At 71.3% G+C, this 17,544-nt stretch carries 15 protein-coding genes; 7 read left to right on the top strand and 8 right to left on the bottom strand.

The features are described 5' to 3' along the window. Window positions 1-182: 182 nt before the first annotated feature. Window positions 183-1,523, bottom strand: coding sequence for a protoporphyrinogen oxidase (locus ACFOW8_RS17800; RefSeq protein ID WP_378551743.1), 1,341 nt, complete (start codon window positions 1,521-1,523; stop codon window positions 183-185). 102 nt (window positions 1,524-1,625) lie between these two features. Next, on the bottom strand, window positions 1,626-2,681 hold the full coding sequence (gene hemE, locus ACFOW8_RS17795) for a uroporphyrinogen decarboxylase (protein ID WP_378551741.1): 1,056 nt from the start codon (window positions 2,679-2,681) through the stop codon (window positions 1,626-1,628). Between the two features lie 398 nt (window positions 2,682-3,079). Between hemE and ACFOW8_RS17790 the strand changes: the two genes are divergently transcribed. The 3 genes from ACFOW8_RS17790 (at window position 3,080) to ACFOW8_RS17780 (ending at window position 5,869) form a co-directional block, all read left to right on the top strand. Continuing rightward, entirely contained in the window at window positions 3,080-3,631 is a 552-nt protein-coding gene (locus ACFOW8_RS17790) for a DUF3000 domain-containing protein (RefSeq protein WP_378552089.1), read from the top strand. 22 nt (window positions 3,632-3,653) lie between these two features. Then, the gene (locus tag ACFOW8_RS17785; protein ID WP_378551740.1) at window positions 3,654-4,898 is read left to right on the top strand and encodes an HRDC domain-containing protein; all 1,245 of its coding nucleotides are present in this window, start codon (window positions 3,654-3,656) and stop codon (window positions 4,896-4,898) included. Between the two features lie 128 nt (window positions 4,899-5,026). Then, complete coding sequence (locus ACFOW8_RS17780; protein ID WP_378551739.1) at window positions 5,027-5,869, top strand: class I SAM-dependent methyltransferase; 843 nt, start codon at window positions 5,027-5,029, stop codon at window positions 5,867-5,869. Between the two features lie 21 nt (window positions 5,870-5,890). On the opposite strand, the gene dxs is transcribed toward ACFOW8_RS17780, so the two are convergent. Continuing rightward, window positions 5,891-7,789: a 1-deoxy-D-xylulose-5-phosphate synthase gene (gene dxs / locus ACFOW8_RS17775; RefSeq protein WP_378551738.1), complete on the bottom strand. Its 1,899-nt coding sequence runs from the start codon at window positions 7,787-7,789 to the stop codon at window positions 5,891-5,893. A gap of 270 nt (window positions 7,790-8,059) precedes the next feature. Between dxs and glsA the strand changes: the two genes are divergently transcribed. Together glsA and ACFOW8_RS17765 are read left to right on the top strand one after the other, a co-directional pair. Further along, the gene (gene glsA / locus ACFOW8_RS17770) at window positions 8,060-9,865 is read left to right on the top strand and encodes a glutaminase A (RefSeq protein WP_378552086.1); all 1,806 of its coding nucleotides are present in this window, start codon (window positions 8,060-8,062) and stop codon (window positions 9,863-9,865) included. A 69-nt stretch (window positions 9,866-9,934) separates the two neighbouring features. Continuing rightward, entirely contained in the window at window positions 9,935-10,603 is a 669-nt protein-coding gene (locus tag ACFOW8_RS17765; RefSeq protein WP_378551737.1) for an SIMPL domain-containing protein, read from the top strand. Between the two features lie 115 nt (window positions 10,604-10,718). Here the strand turns inward: ACFOW8_RS17765 and ACFOW8_RS17760 are convergent, their stop codons facing one another. Together ACFOW8_RS17760 and ACFOW8_RS17755 are read right to left on the bottom strand one after the other, a co-directional pair. Further along, complete coding sequence (locus tag ACFOW8_RS17760; protein ID WP_378551736.1) at window positions 10,719-12,068, bottom strand: class I SAM-dependent RNA methyltransferase; 1,350 nt, start codon at window positions 12,066-12,068, stop codon at window positions 10,719-10,721. Beyond that, on the bottom strand, window positions 12,065-14,062 hold the full coding sequence (locus tag ACFOW8_RS17755) for an APC family permease (RefSeq protein ID WP_378551735.1): 1,998 nt from the start codon (window positions 14,060-14,062) through the stop codon (window positions 12,065-12,067). Before ACFOW8_RS17755 ends, ACFOW8_RS17760 begins: the two co-directional genes overlap by 4 nt. Window positions 14,063-14,229: 167 nt before the next feature. On the opposite strand from ACFOW8_RS17755, the gene ACFOW8_RS17750 reads away from it, so the two are divergent. Then, on the top strand, window positions 14,230-14,895 hold the full coding sequence (locus ACFOW8_RS17750; protein ID WP_378551734.1) for a potassium channel family protein: 666 nt from the start codon (window positions 14,230-14,232) through the stop codon (window positions 14,893-14,895). A gap of 6 nt (window positions 14,896-14,901) precedes the next feature. Further along, window positions 14,902-15,573: a potassium channel family protein gene (locus tag ACFOW8_RS17745; RefSeq protein WP_378551733.1), complete on the top strand. Its 672-nt coding sequence runs from the start codon at window positions 14,902-14,904 to the stop codon at window positions 15,571-15,573. Between the two features lie 30 nt (window positions 15,574-15,603). Here the strand turns inward: ACFOW8_RS17745 and ACFOW8_RS17740 are convergent, their stop codons facing one another. From ACFOW8_RS17740 to ACFOW8_RS17730, 3 genes are all read right to left on the bottom strand, one after another. Then, entirely contained in the window at window positions 15,604-16,227 is a 624-nt protein-coding gene (locus tag ACFOW8_RS17740) for a sigma-70 family RNA polymerase sigma factor (RefSeq protein WP_378552084.1), read from the bottom strand. 127 nt (window positions 16,228-16,354) lie between these two features. After that, window positions 16,355-17,107 carry a DUF3159 domain-containing protein gene (locus ACFOW8_RS17735; protein WP_378551732.1) on the bottom strand — a complete coding sequence of 251 codons (753 nt, stop codon included), beginning with the start codon at window positions 17,105-17,107 and terminating at the stop codon, window positions 16,355-16,357. A 3-nt stretch (window positions 17,108-17,110) separates the two neighbouring features. Then, window positions 17,111-17,518, bottom strand: a complete 408-nt coding sequence (locus tag ACFOW8_RS17730; protein ID WP_378551730.1) for an OB-fold nucleic acid binding domain-containing protein — start codon at window positions 17,516-17,518, stop codon at window positions 17,111-17,113. Window positions 17,519-17,544 lie beyond the last annotated feature (26 nt).

Here is a 17,544-nt window from a genome sequence, read left to right as displayed (position 1 = left end):
CGGTGTGGGTGGCGAGCGAGCTCGAGGTAGGCCTGCCCGCTCGCTCGTCGCCGATACCGCCGGTGGTACGAGCACGCCGGTCGGCATCGAGTTGCACCGTCACTTGACCTGACTCGGCCGAGCTGGCGGCGTCCGTCCCCGTCCGATGTCGACGCCGCACGAACCGATCGCCGCCGTGGAAGTCAGCGATCGAGGATGTGCTCGGCGGCGGCGGTGCCGGATGCGACGCAGGCGGGGACACCGACACCGTGCAGATAGGCACCGGCTACCGCGAGGCCGGCCAGTGGGGCGACGGCCGATTCGATGGTGGCGATGCGGTCGATGTGGCCTGGCGCGTACTGGGGCAGGCCGCCGGGCCAGCGCTGGACCACCGTGTCGATCGGGGTGATGTCGGCGCCGGTCACCGTGGCCAGATCGGCGACGGCGGCGGCGACGAGTTCGGTGTCGGACCAAGCCAGCGGCGCCTCGTCGCCGAAGCGGCCGAAGGAGGCGCGAACCAGAGCGACCTCACGGGCACCGAGATGCGGCCACTTCCGGCTCGACAGGGTGAATGCCTTGGCGCGCAAAGGCTCACCGGTCGCGACCAGAATGCCCGAGTTGTCCGGCAGGTCGGTAGTCGCGGGCAGTGCCATGGCGACCAGCGCCGAGGAGGAGAGCTCGATTCCGGCGGCGGCAGCGGCGGCGACCGGCGCGACGTAGTGCAGCAGGCGGGCGGCGACCGGGGCGGGTGTGGCAACGACGACGGCGTCGACGAGGCCGAGCGGATCGACCACCCATCCGGCCGGCGCCGCTGCCAGCCGGGTCGCCGCCATGGTGGTGACCACCCGTGCGTCCGCGGCCGCGGTGAGCGCGGCGAGCAGGGCACCGTAGCCGTCACGCAGGCCGCCGAAGACCGGTGCGGTACTCGGCGGCGGCAGTGCCTCGCGGACCGCCGCGGTGAGACTCGCGGCGCCGCGGTCGAGGGCGGCGGCCAGAGTGGGCAGCGCGGCGCGCACGCCGATCGAGGCGCTGGTCCCCGCGTAGACACCGCCGAGCAGCGGGTCGACACTGCGCTCGACCACCTGCGGTCCGAAGCGGTCGGCGACGAGGCTGTGCACATCGGTGTCGGCGCCGGGCGTCCACGCGAACGGGCGCTGCGGCTCCGCCGCGACCTTCGCCAGCGTGGCGTCGTCGACGAGTCCGCGCAGGGATTCCGCCTCGGACGGCACCCCCATCAGCGTGCGCCCCGGCAGCGGATGCGCCGCACCCTGCGCCCAGACGAGCGGCCGCTTGCCCGCCGGGCGGACGAGCTGATCGGCGATGCCGAGCTCGGTCATCAACTCGAGCACCTCGGGCCTGCGCCCGACGAACGCCTCGGCACCCAGATCCAGTGGCTCCCCGGCCAATTCGCCGGTGCGCAGCACCCCGCCGACGCGGTCGCGCTGCTCGAGCACCACGATGTCGGCGTCCGCCCCGAGCCCCTGCCGCAGTCGATATGCCGCGACGAGCCCACTGATGCCGCCACCGATGATCGCGATCCGCATACCCCGACGTTAGCCACCACACGAAGGGTCACCATGCCGCACCCTGCCCGATGTCGCCGAGATCACCAAGACCTGATCGGGTGGCCCACGTGGGGCGGGCGGTCAGAGCGAGTGGACCAGCTCCACCAGTGCGGTCAGGACGCCCGGGTCGGTGTCGGGGAGGACGCCGTGGCCGAGGTTGAAGATGTGGCCGGTGGCGCCGAGGGTGATCGCCTCGTCGGCCTCGCGCAGGATGCGGCGGGTCTCGGCCTCGACCGCGTCGAATCCGGCGAACAGGATCGCCGGATCGAGGTTGCCCTGCAGGCCCTTTCCGGCGCCGACCCGGCGCACGGCCTCGGTGAGCGGCACCCGCCAGTCGACGCCGACCACATCGGCACCGGCCTCGCCCATCGCGCCGAGCAGCTCTCCGGTGCCGACACCGAAGTGGATGCGCGGCACCCCGGCGGCGGCCACCTCGGCGAACACCCGTTCCGAATGCGGGTACACGAATTCGCGGTAGTCGGCCAGGGAGAGCGCGCCCGCCCACGAGTCGAACAGCTGCACGGCGTCGACCCCGGCGGTCAGCTGGGCCCGCAGGAACGCGATGGTGATGTCGGTGAGCGCCCCGAGCAGGGCGTGCCAGGTCTTCGGGTCGGCGTGCATCATCGCCTTGGTGCGCTCGTGATGCTTGCTCGGCCCGCCCTCGACCAGGTAGGAGGCCAGGGTGAACGGGGCACCGGCGAAGCCGATGAGCGGGGTGTCCCCGAGTGCGGTGGTGAGCAGCCGGACGCCCTCGGCCACGGCGCCGACCTCCTCCGGTCGCAGTCGCGGCAGGGCGCGCACGTCGGCCTCGGTGCGCACCGGCTCCGCCACGACCGGACCGACACCCGGCACGATATCGAGGTCGATCCCGGCGGCCTTGAGCGGAACGACGATGTCGGAGAACAGGATCGCCGCGTCGACACCGTGCCTGCGGATCGGCTGCATGGTGATCTCACACACCAGCTCCGGGTCGAAACACGATTCGAGCATCCCGATGCCCTTGCGCAGCTCGCGATACTCCGGCAGTGACCGGCCCGCCTGACGCATGAACCAGACCGGGCGCCTGCTCGGCGTCGCGCCGGTGGCGGCGGCCAGGAAAGGGGCATCGGTCAACCGGCGGCGGGTGTATGTGCTCATCGTCGTTCATCCTATGCGGCGCGGTCCGCCACCAGCCATCGCGCACCGCCGGGGTGCGGCGCGAGCGCCACCTCCCCGCGCGGCACTCCTCGCGATCCGCGCCTCGGCGACAGCGCCGGAACGCACCCTGCGCGACACGGTTCGACGGCGCCGCAGCACGGCACCACACCTCCGGCGGACCACCGCGCCGGTGCACATCGTGCATCATCGCGACCGCGAGAATGCGCGCTGCGCAATGCAGCCCGGCGGTGGCACGGCGAGGCGGCGCGCCTCCGACGGCGCCGCGGCGCGACCGTCTACCGTTGCTCCTCGTGACACCGCTCGACATCCGCGACGGCGCCGCACCGACCGGGGGAACGCCCCGTGAGCCTGCTTCTTTCCGGGCGGCGGTCGATGCGATGGGCACCGCAACCGTGCATCCCCGAATAGAGCTGGCGCCTATCCGTCCCCCGCAACGGTTGGCGCCGTTCTCCTACGCGCTCGGAGCGGAGGTCACCCACCCCGACAGCGCCGTGGTGCCGATCGACTCCGAGGGCGACGCCTTCGGCAGGCTGATCCTGCTCCACGACCCGGAGGGCGACGCGGCCTGGCACGGTGTGTTCCGCCTCGTCGCCTACATCCAGGCCGATATCGATGCCGCCCTCGCCGCCGACCCGCTGCTGCCGGAGGTGGCGTGGAGCTGGCTGGTCGACTCGCTGGAGTCGCGGGGCGAACCGTTCACCGCGCTCGGCGGCACGGTCACCGCGACGAGTTCGGTCCGCTACGGTGACATCGCGGGCCCGCCCCGTGCCCATCAGCTGGAGCTACGGGCGTCGTGGACGGCCATGAACACCGAGATGCGCAGGCACGTGGAAGCGTTCTGTGAGGTGCTCGCCTTCGCCGCCGGGTTGCCGCCCGCCGGGATCACCCATTTGCGACCGGAGTCGTATACCCGCACCGACCGCCCCTGATCGCCACGTAGAGTTCACGTTTATGCCCGTCGCCGAGGAACCGACCGCAGCAGAACCCCTGCTCGCCCCTGCCGAGGGGGTGCCGCCCGTATTGTCGACCGCCGACGAGGTCGCCGCGGCCGCCGCGTCGATCGCCGCGGGCACCGGTCCCCTCGCGGTCGACGCCGAGCGCGCGTCCGGTTTCCGCTATTCGGCCAGGGCCTACCTGATCCAGCTGCGCCGCGCGGGCGCCGGCTCGTTCCTGGTGGACCCGATCCCGATCACCGACGCGCTCGGCCCGCTCGCGGCCGCGGTCAACGACCTGGAGTGGGTGCTGCACTCCGCCGACCAGGACCTGCCGGGACTTGCCGAACTGGGTTTGCGCCCGGCCCGGCTGTTCGACACCGAGCTCGGTGGCCGCCTGGCCGGGTACGAGCGGGTCGGACTCGCGGCGATGGTGGAGAATCTGCTCGGCCGGACACTGCGCAAGGGGCACGGCGCCGCCGACTGGTCGACCCGCCCGCTGCCCGACGAATGGCTCAACTACGCCGCCCTCGATGTGGAACTGCTGCTCGAGCTGCGCGACACCGTGGCCGCCGACCTCGCCGAGCAGGGCAAGCTCGACTGGGCCGCCGAGGAGTTCGAGCACATCCGCACCATGGACCCGCCCGCCCCGAAGACCGACCGCTGGCGCCGCACGTCCGGCATCCACACGCTGCGCCGTCCCCGGCAGCTGGCGATCGTGCGGGAACTGTGGACCACCCGTGACGAACTGGCCCGCGCCCGTGATGTCGCCCCCGCCCGCATCCTGCCGGACGCGGCGATCGTCGCCGCGGCGAACGCCGAACCGCGCAGCATCGCCCAGCTGCGCGCCCTGCCGGTCTTCGGCGGACCGCGCCAGCGCCGCTACTCGCGCGACTGGCTGGGCGCGGTGGAACGCGGCCGCACGCTCCCCGACACCGAGCTGCCCCCGCTCACCCTGCCCTTCGACGGACCGCCACCGGCCAACCGCTGGGAGCGCCGTGACCCCGCCGCCGCGGCCCGGCTCACCTCCGCTCGCGCCGCCATGGGTGAACTGTCCACCGAATACGCCATCCCGGTCGAGAACCTGCTCTCCCCCGACCTCGTCCGCCGCCTGTGCTGGGACGGACTGCCCGATTACACCGAGGTCGGTGCCCCCGACGAACTGTCGGCCACCATCGAGGCATTCCTGCGCGCCGGTGGTGCCAGGAACTGGCAACGCGATCTCGCGGTCCCCGCGCTCGCCAAGGCCCTCACCCCCTCCTAGCCCTCGGCCCGCGACGTCGGCGCCGCAATCCGAGGCGAGGTGCGCGGGTTCCCGCGGCCGAAAACCGATCGACGGCGGCATTGTCGCGGCGGTAGTGTCGGCGCGCCGACACCACAGGAGGCACCGCCGTGCTCGACGCCGATGCGATCGCCGACAACCGGGCGAACTGGGACGACCGCGCCGAGGTCCACGTCCGTTCCCGGATGTACGACGTCGACGCCTTCCTCACCGACCCGGCCGAGATCTCCACGGTGGTGCGCAACGATCTTGCGGTGCTGGCACCACACCTGCCCGGCACCGGCATCACCGGTCGCTCGCTGCTGCACCTGCAGTGCCATATCGGAACCGACACCGTGTCGTGGGCGCGGCTCGGCGCGGTGGATGTGCACGGAATCGACCTGTCACCCAACTCGTTACGGCACGCCGCACGCATCGCCGCCGCGGACGGACGCGACATCACCTGGGTGGAGGGTGATGCGCGGTTCGCCTCCTCGGTGGTGCGTCGGCAGTTCGATACCGTCGTCACCAGCGCGGGCACCATCGTCTGGCTGCCGGAGCTGACCGCATGGGCACGGTCGATCCACGACCTGCTCGTGCCCGGCGGCGTCTTCCTGATCCGCGACGACCATCCGATCCTCGGCGCCATGGAGTTCGAGCCATGGCTGCTCACCGACGACTACCTCGCCGGCGGCGGGGTCCGCACCTATTCCGACGCGGGCACCTACACCGAGGACTCCGCCGGCGCGATCGCGCACCCGACCAACCACGAGTGGCGCCACGACCTCGGTGAGGTGGTCGGCGCGCTGCTCGGTGCCGGGCTCGTGGTGGCGGGGCTGGCCGAACTGCCCTTCATGGACTGGCGTGCGTTCCCTGACCTGGTCGCGTGCCCGGAGGGCTGGATGCTGCCGCCGGGTGCGCCACGGATCCCGCTGAACTTCGCCGTCGTCGCCCGCCGCCCGGCCCGCGGCTAGTCGACGGCCGGACCGGCACGCTCAGCGCGACTGCAGCCAGCCGGCGATGCGCCCGGCGATGGCCTCGGCAGTGAGGCCGAGGTCGTCGAGAATCTCGCCGCGCGCGGCGTGGTCGAGGAACTGTTGCGGCACACCGAGATCGCGGGTCGGGACGTCGAGGCCCGCGTCGCGCAGCCGGGCCGAGAGGGTGGAGCCGATGCCGCCGTGCAGACCGCCGTCCTCGACGGTGACCACGAGCCGGTAGTTCTCGGCCAGCTTGACCAGGGTGTCCGACACCGGGATCACCCAGCGCGGGTCGATGACGGTGACCGAGATGCCTTGCGGGGCGAGCAGTTCGGCGACCGCCATCGCCGTGTGCGCGAACGGGCCGACCGCTACGAGCAGGACGTCACCGTGCTGGGACTGCGCCGACCCGTTACCGGGGACAGCGAGGCGGAGCACATCGACTCCGTCGAGTCGCTCGACCGCCGTGATGTCTTCGGCGACACTGCCTTTCGGGAACCGCAGCACGGTCGGACCGTCGGAGACGGCCAGCGCCTCGGCGAGTTCGGAGCGCAGGGTGGCGCCGTCGCGGGGCGCGGCGACCCGGATGCCGGGAACGATGCCGAGCAGCGACAGATCCCACATGCCGTTGTGGCTGGCACCGTCGGGGCCGGTGATGCCTGCGCGATCGAGCACCACGGTGACGGGCTGCTTCAGCAGCGCCACGTCCATCAGCAACTGGTCGAAGGCGCGGTTGAGGAAGGTCGAGTAGATGGCGACCACCGGGTGCATGCCGCCGAGCGCCAGGCCTGCGGCCGAGGCCATCGCGTGCTGTTCGGCGATGCCGACATCGAACATGCGCTCCGGGAACCGCTCGCCGAACGCGGCCAGCCCGGTGGGTCCCGGCATGGCGGCGGTGATGGCGACGATGTCCTCGCGGCGGGCGGCGTGATCGATGAGCTCCTCGGAGAACACCGCCGTCCAGCCCTTGGCCTTCTTGCCGGCCAGCGGACGGCCGGTGAGCGGGTCGATCGGGTCGCAGGCGTGCATCTGGTCGGCGACGTGATTCTCGGCGTGCTCGTAGCCGTTGCCCTTGCGGGTCACCACGTGCACGACCACCGGGCCGCCGAAGTCCTTGGCCCGGCGCATGGCCGCCTCCAGCGCGACCAGGTCGTGGCCGTCGACCGGGCCGACGTACTTCATCCCGAGATCGCCGAAGAGTTCCTGTGGACTCACCGCGTCCTTGATGCCCGCCTTGAGCGCGTGCACCATCGAGTACGCCGAATCACCCACCGCCGGAATGCTTTTGAGGATCCGCTTGCCCGCGTCGAGGGCGTGCTCGTAGGCGGGCTGGGTGCGCAGCGCGGTGAGCCGGTCGGCCAGGCCGCCGATGGTCGGCGCGTAGGAGCGGCCGTTGTCGTTGACCACGACCACCACCGGCCGGTCGGGTGCGCCGGCGATGTTGTTGAGCGCCTCCCAGCACATGCCGCCGGTGAGCGCGCCGTCACCGACCACGGCGACGACGGTGCGGTCCTGCTCGCTGAGCGCGAACGCCTTGGCAAGGCCGTCGGCGTAGGACAGCGCCGCCGAGGCGTGCGAGGACTCCACCCAGTCGTGCTCGCTCTCGGCGCGGCTCGGGTAGCCCGACAGGCCGTCGCGCATACGCAGCGAGTCGAAGCGATCCTTGCGGCCGGTGAGGATCTTGTGCACGTAGGCCTGGTGGCCGGTGTCGAAGATCAGCGGATCGGCCGGGGAATCGAAGATCCGGTGCAGCGCGATGGTCAGCTCCACCACGCCCAGGTTCGGGCCGAGGTGGCCGCCGGTCGCCGCGACTTTACGCACCAGGAACTCGCGGATCTCCGCGGCCAGGTCGCGCAGTTGCGGCACGCTCAGCCGGCGCAGATCTTCGGGTGAATCCACCCGCGACAGCACTCCCACCTGAACTCGCTCCCTCCGGACTACCGTGTGATCCGCCCAGTGTATTTGGCCGCGCGAGTGCCTCCGGCCCGCGGCCCCTTCCCGGCGCCGCGCCACCGTCACCACGCGAGGCGCCGTACCCCCGCTGAACAGGGCGCCAGGTCGCCGCGCCCGCGGTCGGGGGCTGTGAGGACTGTCTCCCCGCGCGTCCAGCCATGGCGTGGTGACCGCGCGCCCTACAGTGACGCTGTGGCCGAACCCGAAGGTGTTGACCCCGGCGTCGTGGCAGGCATGCTCGACGAGGTGTACGCGGCCTTCCGCGACGACGACTCCGGCGCACCCGCCGACTACATCCCCGAACTGGCCGCGGTCGCGCCCGACGCGTTCGGGCTGTGCCTGGCGACCGCCGACGGTCTGGTCTACGAGGTCGGCGACACCGCGACCGGTTTCACCATCCAGTCGATCTCCAAGCCGTTCACCTACGCGCTGGCACTGGCCGACCGCGGGCTCGACGGGGTGGCCGCGCACATCGATGTGGAGCCGTCCGGTGAGCCGTTCAACGAGATCAGCCTCGAACCCGACACCCAGCGGCCGAGCAATCCGATGATCAACTCCGGCGCCATCACCGCGGCCTCGCTCGTCGTGGGCCGCGACGCCGCCGACAAGTTCGAACGGGTCCGCCGCTGCTACTCCCGGTTCGCCGGCCGGGAGCTGCGGATGGACGAGGCGGTGTACCGGTCCGAGGCCAGGACCGGATTCCGCAATCGCGCGATCGGGTACATGCTGCGCTCGGTCGGCATCATCGACGCCGACCCCGACGACGCCGTCGACCGGTACTTCCGCCAGTGCTCGATCGAGGTCACCTGTGCCGACCTGGCGGTGATGGCGGCGACGCTGGCCGACAACGGGGTGAATCCGCGGACCAGGGAGCGGGCGCTGTCGGCGCCGCTGACCGAACGGGTGCTCAGCGTGATGACGACCTGCGGCATGTACAACGCGGCCGGTGACTGGGTGACCACGGTCGGTCTGCCCGCCAAGAGCGGTGTCGGTGGCGGGATCATCGCGGTGCTGCCGGGTCAGCTGGGGATCTCGGTGTACTCGCCTCGGCTCGACACGCACGGCAACAGCGTGCGCGGGGTCGCCGCGTGCCGGGAGCTGTCACGACGGCTGGAACTGCACTTCTGTCACGTGACCCGCTCGGCGCGCACCGCCATCCGCGCCGACTACACCGTCGCGCAGGTGCCGTCGCGGTTGCGCCGCTCCCCCGACGACGCCGCGGTACTCGCCGCGCACGGTGACCGCGCCCGCGTCTACGAACTGCACGGCGACCTGCTCTTCGCCGGCGCCGAACGCGCGGTCCGCGCCATCGAGGGCAAGGCGAGCTCCCTCGACGCGCTGGTGATCGATCTGCGCCGGGTCGGCGAGGTGAGCACGGTGGCCCGCGAGATGCTCGACGCCCTGCAGGCCGAACTGGTCCGCCGCGGCAGCCGGGTGGCGCTGGTCGATCCCGATGCCAAGCTCGGGCACGAGGCGTCGAGCCTGGACCCCGATGATCCGCGCGGGCGGGTATTCATCGATCGCGACACCGCCACCGAGTGGTGCGAGGACATCGTCCTGCACCGGCACCGGCCGCCGGGCACCACCGCCACCGCGATCGGCCTCGCCGAGCATCCCCTGGTGGTCGGGCTCGAACCCACCGACCGGACCAGGCTGTGCGCCGACTTCGAGTCGCGGACCTTCGCCCGCGGCGAGGTGATCGCCGAGCGGGGCGAGGCGCGCTCCGGGCTCTACCTGATCCTCGACGGCCGGGTGCGGGTCACCTTCCCCGGCACCGACGGCCGGGTGCACCGGCTGGTGACGCTGTCGGCCGGGATGTCGTTCGGCGAGATCCCGATGCTGCTCGGGGAACCGTTCGTCAACGAGATCGTCGCCGAGACGCCGGTGCGGGTCGCGGTGATGCGCCCCGCGGTGTTCGACGAGCTCACCCAGGGGCATCCGCGACTGAAACTGGTGCTGCTGCAACGGCTCGCCGCGGGCGCCTACGCGCAGATGGATGCCGCCGTGCGCACCATCTCGGGCAACGCGGGCCACTACTGAGCGGGAACCAGCGCCGCGGGTGCGACGTTGGGCAGCACAGGATCGGCCGAATCGAGGAGGAGTACCACGATGGGCAAGAAGTCCTGGCAGGCGAGCATCACGATGATCGGGCAGGGCGGCGTGCGGGCCGCGCCCGACCTGATCCGGCTCACGCTGTCGGTGGAATCGCGGGCGGCCACCGTCGCCGCCGCGTACGGACGCGCGGGTGAACGGGTCGAGGCAGTGGTGGCCGCCCTGCGGACCGCCGGGGTGCGCGAGGTCGACATGGCGACCAGCGGTTTGAGTGTGCGCACCGAGACCGTCTACACCGACAACGGGCGCAGCGAGATCGCCGGCTATCTCGCGACCACCGGGCTGAGTGTGTCGCTGCGCGAGGACAGCGGGACCGATCCGGCGGTCACCGTAGCGGCCGCGGTCACCGCGGGCGGCGACGACGTACGTCTCGGCGGTCTCGGCCGCGGCATCGCCGATCCGGAGCCCCTGCTCGCCCAGGCCCGCGACGCGGCCTTCGACGACGCGAAGGCCAAGGCCGAGCAGTACGCGGCGCGCGCGGGCGTGTCGCTCGGCACGGTCCTGCAGATCACCGAGGACACCGCCGTGCCGCTGCCCCGCGCCTACGACGTCAGCGCGGAGATGGGTGCCCCGATGCTGATGGCCAAGGCGAGTTCGCCGGTGCCGGTGGTACCCGGTGAGACCGAGATCGGTGCGACGGTGCGGGTCACCTGGGCCCTGGACTGATCACGCCGACGGGCCGACGCGCCGCGGCCGAGCAGGCGCACGATGCGGGTGTCCGGATGCGCACCGCGGCAGGCCGCCCGGCCGCGGCTCCGATCGCGGCCTGGCCGAGCCGGCCTCACCGATCGAGCAGCGCCACGCATTCGACGTGATGGGTGGCCGGGAAGGCGTCGAAGGCCCGCAGGTCGGCCAGGTGGTAGCCCGCGTCCAGATAGAGTCCGAGGTCGCGGGCGAAGGACGCCGGGTCGCAGCCGATGTGCACGATGCGGCGGGGATCGGCGTCGGCGACCGCGCCGATCACCTCCTTGCCCGCGCCCGCCCGCGGCGGGTCGAGGACCACCACATCCGGTGTGCCGGAAGCATTACGGACCCAGCGTTCGACCCGGTCGGTGCGCAGGTCCAGCCAGGGCAGGTCGCCCGTGGCGGCCGTCCCGTCCGCCACTGCCGCGCGGGCGGATTCGACGGCCGCGACCGAGCCGGTCTGCCCGGTCTGCTCGGCCAGCCGCGCGGCGAACACGCCGACACCGCTGTAGAGATCCCAGCCGCAGCCGCCAGGCGCCAGCCCGGACCAGTCCGCCACCAGGTTCGAATAGCATTGCGCCGCACCATGATGCGCCTGCCAGAAGCCGGTGGCCGCCAGCTCCCAGCGACGGCCTGCCACATACTCCACGGCCCGGCCGGTACCCGCCATCACCCACTCCTCGCGGGGCGCGTTGGTGGCCGACTTGCGGGCGGCGGCCCGCTCGCGCACTGCGGCCCGCTCGTCACGGGGGCCAGGTTCGCGACGACGGCTGGGCCGGTGCGAACGGCCGCGACCCGCGCCGCGCGGGGTCGCCGGACGGCCACCGGGGGCGACGGTGTCGGGCACCGCCGCCAGCTCGACGAGATGGCGCACGCCGTCGCCGTCGACCGCGATCACCAGGTCCGAGCCCGGCGTCCACCGCCGGTCGGCGACCCCGGCCAGCGCACCGGCGACCGGCTGCGGGCAACGCAGGTCCGCGAGCACCTCGGTACTGCGATAGCGGTGCACACCCGCGCGGCCCGCCGCGTCGACGACCAGCCGAATCCTGGTGCGCCAGCCGCCGGTACCGCTGTCCTCCCCGATCGGCTCGACGGTGACCTCCCGCTCCACCCCCGCCAGCCTGCGCAGCTGCTCGGCCACCACGGTGGACTTCAGCGCGCGCTGCGCGGCGGGCGTGGCGAAGGAGAAATCGCAGCAGCCGGCGCCACCCGGCCCGGACACCGGGCAGGTCGCCTGCACTCGATCCGCGGACGCCTCGACGATCTCGACGGCGTCGGCCCGGCAGAACGAGCCGCCGCGGTCCTCGGTGACGCGGGCGCGCACCAGCTCACCGGGCAGCCCGTGCCGGACGAACACCACCCGGCCCTCGTGCCTGCCGACACAGAACCCGCCGTGTCCCGGCGGCCCGAGCCTGACCTCGAATTCCTGTCCGTACCAGTCGCTCATCGGCGCCGTCCCGGCTGGTCGAATCCGCGCCGCACCGACCCCGGCGCGTTCACCTCGGCGGCCTGCTTGGCCCGCGCCGAGGAGCTCAGCTGCCACGGCACGCTGGTCACCATCACGCCCGGCTCGAACAGCAGCCTGCCCTTCAACCGCAGCGCCGACTGGTTGTGCAGCACCTGTTCCCACCAGTGCCCGACCACGTACTCGGGGATGAACACGGTGACCACATCGCGCGGGGCGTCCCTGCGCACCCGCTTGACGTAGTCGAGTACCGGCTTGGTGACCTCGCGGTACGGCGATTCGACCACTTTCAGCGGCACATTGATCTCGCTGTTCTCCCATTCGCGCACCAGTTCGCGGGTGTCGGCGTCGTCGACGTTGACCGTCACCGCCTCCAAGGTGTCCGGGCGGGTGGCCCGCGCGTAGGCCAGCGCGCGCCGGGTCGGCAGATGCAGCTTCGACACCAGCACGATCGAATGGGTACGGCTGGGCAGCACACCGTCCCACTCGGATTCGTCGAGTTCGCGCGAGACCGAGTCGTAGTGCTTGCGAATGAGTTTCATCACCGCGAAGATCGCCACCATCGTCAGGATCGCGATCCAGGCACCGGCGAAGAACTTGGTGACGATCACGATCACCAGCACGATGCCGGTCGCGCTGAGGCCGATGGCGTTGATCACCCGCGACCGCTTCATCCGCCCGCGGACCGCCGGATCGGTCTCGGTGCGCAGCAGCCGGGTCCAGTGCCGCAGCATGCCGGTCTGGCTCAGCACGAACGAGACGAACACACCGACGATGTAGAGCTGGATCAGCTTGGTGACCTCGGCACCGAACAGCACGACGAACGCGATCGCGGCGCCGGACAGGAACAGGATGCCGTTGGAGAAGGCGAGCCGGTCACCGCGGGTGTGCAGTTGCCTTGGCAGATACCGGTCCTGGGCCAGCACCGATCCGAGCACCGGGAACCCGTTGAAGGCGGTGTTGGCGGCCAACACCAGGATCAGCGCGGTCACGCCGGTGACGAAGAAGAAGCCGACCGGGAAACCGTGGAAGACGGTCTCGGCGATCTGGGCGATCAGGGTCTTCTGGTGGTAGTCCGCGGGCGCGCCGATCAGGTTCGCCGGGTCGTGGGCGTACACCACGCCGATCTTCTGCGCCAGGATGATGATGCCCATCAGCAAGGTGATGGCGATCATGCCCAGCATCAGCAAGGTGGTCGCGGCATTGCGGGACTTGGGTTTCCGGAAGGCGGGGACGCCGTTGCTGATCGCCTCGACACCGGTCAGCGCCGCACAGCCGGAGGAGAACGCCCTGGCGATGAGGAACACCAGGGCCAGGCCGTACAGGGTCTCGTCCTCGGCCTGGAGACCGAATCCCGCCGAGGCCGCCTGCACGTCGTCGCCGAGCACATAGGTACGGAACAGGCCCCAGCCGAGCATCACCGTCATCCCGAAGACGAAGGCGTAGGTGGGAATCGCGAACGCGGTCCCGGACTCGCGCACCCCACGCAGGTTGACGGCGGTGAGCACCGCGATCGCGGCCACCGCGAACAGCACCTTGTGCGTGTCGACGAACGGGATGGCCGAACCGATGTTGGAGGCGGCCGAGGAAATCGAGACCGCCACCGTGAGCACGTAGTCGACCAGCAACGCACTGCCCACCGTGAGACCGGCGGTCGGGCCGAGGTTCTTCGTGGCCACCTCGTAGTCGCCGCCGCCGGACGGGTAGGCGTGCACGTTCTGCCGGTAGCTGGCGACCACGATCGCCATGACGAACGCGACGGCCAGCCCGACCCACGGCGCGTACAGGTAGGCCGAGAGGCCCGCCGCCGACAGCACCAGGAAGATCTCCTCCGGCGCGTAGGCCACCGAGGACATCGCGTCGGAGGCGAACACCGGCAGGGCGATCCGCTTGGGCAGCAGCGTATGGCCGAGCGAATCACTGCGGAACGGCCTGCCGAGCAGCACCCGCTTCGCTGCCGTCGTCAACTTGGACACCGGGCTCAGCATAGAGCAGCTCATCGATCCGCTCGCGCGCAGTTCACCGCCACCGAGACGGGTGTCGTGATTGTTTGCGCCGGGTCGGCGAGGGGAAAATGGGCGATGGGTACATCCGGCGGGTACGGTCCTTGGCTGGATGCCACGGCCAGGAACGAGGGTGCACGGTGTACGTAGTGATCATGGGGTGCGGACGAGTCGGCTCCTCGCTGGCCCGCGCCCTGGTCCGGGTGGGCCACGAGGTCACGGTGATCGACCGCGATCCCAGTTCGTTCCGCCGATTGGGCGAGGGCTTCACCGGGCAGGAAGTGATCGGGGTCGGCTTCGACCGGGATGTGCTGACCCGCGCCGGCATCGAACGCGCCGACGCCTTCGCCGCGGTGTCCTCCGGCGACAACTCCAACATCATCTCGGCCAGGGTGGCCAGGGAGATGTTCGGCGTCGAGCGGGTGGTGGCCAGGATCTACGACGCCAAGCGCGCCGAGGTGTACGAGCGGCTCGGCATCCCCACCATCGCCACCGTGCCGTGGACCACCGACCGTTTCCTGCGCAGCCTCATCGGTGACAACTCCACCACCACCTGGCGCGACCCCACCGGCGCGGTGGCGGTCACCCAGCTGACACTGCACGAGGACTGGTCCGGGCGCACCGTGCGTGAGCTGGAACGCGAACTCGGGGTGCGGGTGGCGTTCGTGCTGCGCTTCGGCCAGGGGCTGCTGCCCGAATCCAAGACCATCGTGCAGGCCGAGGACGTGGTGTACGTCGCGGCCACCTCGGGCACCGTCGGCGAAGCGGTCGCGCTGGCCGCCAAGCCCCCCGCGAGCGAGGACTGATCGACAATGAAGGTTGCTATCGCCGGAGCGGGCGCCGTCGGGCGCTCCATCGCCAGGGAACTGCTACGCGGCGGGCATCGGGTGATGCTGCTCGAGCGCCAGCTCGACCACATCGACCCCGGCGCCATCCCCGACGCGGTCTGGGTGCACGCCGACGCCTGCGAGCTGTCGCTGCTGGAGAACGCCGAGCTGGAGACCTACGAGGTGGTGATCGCGGCCACCGGCGACGACAAGGCCAACCTGGTGCACAGCCTGCTCGCCAAGACCGAGTTCGGGGTGCGGCGGGTGGTCGCGCGGGTCAACGATCCGCGCAACGAATGGCTCTTCGACGAGTCCTGGGGTGTGGACGTGGCGGTGTCGACACCGCGGCTGCTCGCCTCGCTCGTCGAGGAGGCGGTGTCGGTGGGCGACCTGGTCCGGCTGATGACGCTGCGCCAGGGCCAGGCCAACCTGGTGGAGATCACCCTGCCCAGCGACACCCAGCTGGCCGGCAAACCGGTACGCACGCTGACGATGCCGCGCGACACCGCGCTGGTGACGATCCTGCGCGGCGGGCGGGTCATCGTGCCCCAGCCCGACGACCCGTTCGAGGGCGAGGACGAACTGCTGTTCGTCACCTCCGTGGAGGCCGAGGAAGACCTGCGCCTCACGCTGGCCACCCACGGGATCCGGCCGTAACTCCCCGGCCCGGCCTTGGCCCCGGTGTGCTCAGGCCACCTGCAGTTCCTTGCGCAGCTTGTTGAGCGCGCGGTGCTGCATCACCCGCACCACCCCTGGGCTGGTGCCGATGGCCTCGGCGGTCTGGGCGGCGCTCCACCCGAGCACGATCCGCATGACCAGCACCTCGCGGTGGTTGGGGGCGAGCACCGACATCAGCTCGCGGGTGGCAGTGCGCCGCTCCATCGCCAGCGCCCACTCCTCCGGACCCGCGGCGCCGGATGCGGCATCGGGCAGTTCCGCCATCGGGTAGGCGGTGTGCTTGGCGCGGCGGAACGCGTCGGAGACCTTGTTGGCGGCGATCCCGTAGACGAAGGCCAGGAACGACTTGCCCTGGTCGCGGTAGCGCGGGATGGCGGTGACGGTGGCCATCAGCACTTCCTGGGTGACGTCGTCGGCGGTGACGGTCAGGTGCCCGGTGGCACCCATCCTGGCCGCGCAGTAGCGCCGCACCAGCGGATGCACCAGGCGCACGATCTCGGCGACGGCGGCGCGGTCACCGCGGGCGGCGGGCGCGATCAGGGCGTCGAGTTCGGCCCCGATGCGCTTGCTCTCCGACAGCGCGGCGGCGGTCGTGCCCTTCGATGCGGCGCGGGGGCGATGCTCGGATGCCATCATGGTCGCCGGTTCCTCTCACGATCACTGCGCTCGGTAACTCCTACGCATTGATCGTGCGACGATCACGGTCTCGCGACCAGACACCCCAGGGTGGATACTTCCCCACCTCTCCCGCGTTTCCCGCCTACACCTCGGTGCGCGTGGAAACCGTTCCGGCACCGGCGGACTCGACCTTCGCCGCGGGCAGGTGGCCCGCCCGCCGCACCGCCCAGACGGTGGTCACCAACGCCACTCCCGTCAGCGGCCAGCCCATGGCGATCCTGGCCACCGCCAGCCAGGTGGTGTGGTCGGTGTCGTAGAGCTGGGACTGGACCAGATAGCGGGCACCGAACACCACCACCCAGACCGCGGTCGCGAGGTCGTAGAGCCTGCGGGCACGCCGGTCGGCGCGCCAGGCGGTGCCGTGCCCGTTGAGCGCGCCCCAGATCACCCCGACCAGCGGCCGGCGCAGCAGGATCGACAGCGCGAACACACCGCCGTAGACCAGACTGGTGTAGATCCCGAACAGGAAGAAGCCCTTGGCCTCCCCCATCCGGTAGGCGATGAACGCGCACACGCCGACCCCGAGGAAGCCGGAGATCGCGGGCTGGACCGGGCTGCGCCGGTAGAGCCGCCAGCACAGCACGCCCGCGGCCACCCCGAGTGCGGCCCAGATCGCGGCGGTGAGACCGGCGACGGTGTTCACCGGAACGAATACCAGCACCGGCAGGGTGGAGTAGATCAGGCCGCTGAACCCGCCCATCTGCTCGAGCAGGGTCTGCTCGGAGCGGGCGATCTCACCGTCGACGGCCGGGTCGACCGGGTCTTCGGTCGCCACTGGAAGCACCACGGTGGGTTCGGGGTCCGCAGCGGTGCGGTTCTCGTCGCTGGTTGGCATACGTCAGCTGTTCCCGCGCAATTCGTAGTAGGGGTTGAAGATCACCTTGCGACCGTCGCGATCGCCGACGCGGCCACGCACCATGATGCGCCTGCCCGGTTCGATCCCGGGAATGCGCCTGCGCCCGATCCAGACCAGCGTGATCGCGTCGGTGCCGTCGAAGAACTCGGCCTGCACGGTCGCGCCGGCCGATTTCGGACAGGCCTCGACACTGCGCAGCCTGCCCAGAATGGTCGCCTCCTCGCCGCGGCAACAGTCGACGGCCCGCCGGGCGCCGGAGGCGTCGGCGGTCTCGGCCAGTTCCTCGGCGTCGAGCTGATCGATATCGGCGGTCAGCCGACGACCGAGTCGCCGAAAATATCCCGAGTCCGGACCCGATCCCGACTTGCGTCCGCCCGTGGATGACGACATGACACGCTTCTCCCGCTAGTTGGCCG

Origin of the sequence: Nocardia rhizosphaerae (assembly GCF_042650365.1) — a bacterium.
Classification (GTDB): Bacteria; Actinomycetota; Actinomycetes; order Mycobacteriales; family Mycobacteriaceae; genus Nocardia; species Nocardia rhizosphaerae.
Note: the sequence above shows the minus strand (reverse complement) of the source record. Positions and strands in the feature narration are given on the sequence as shown.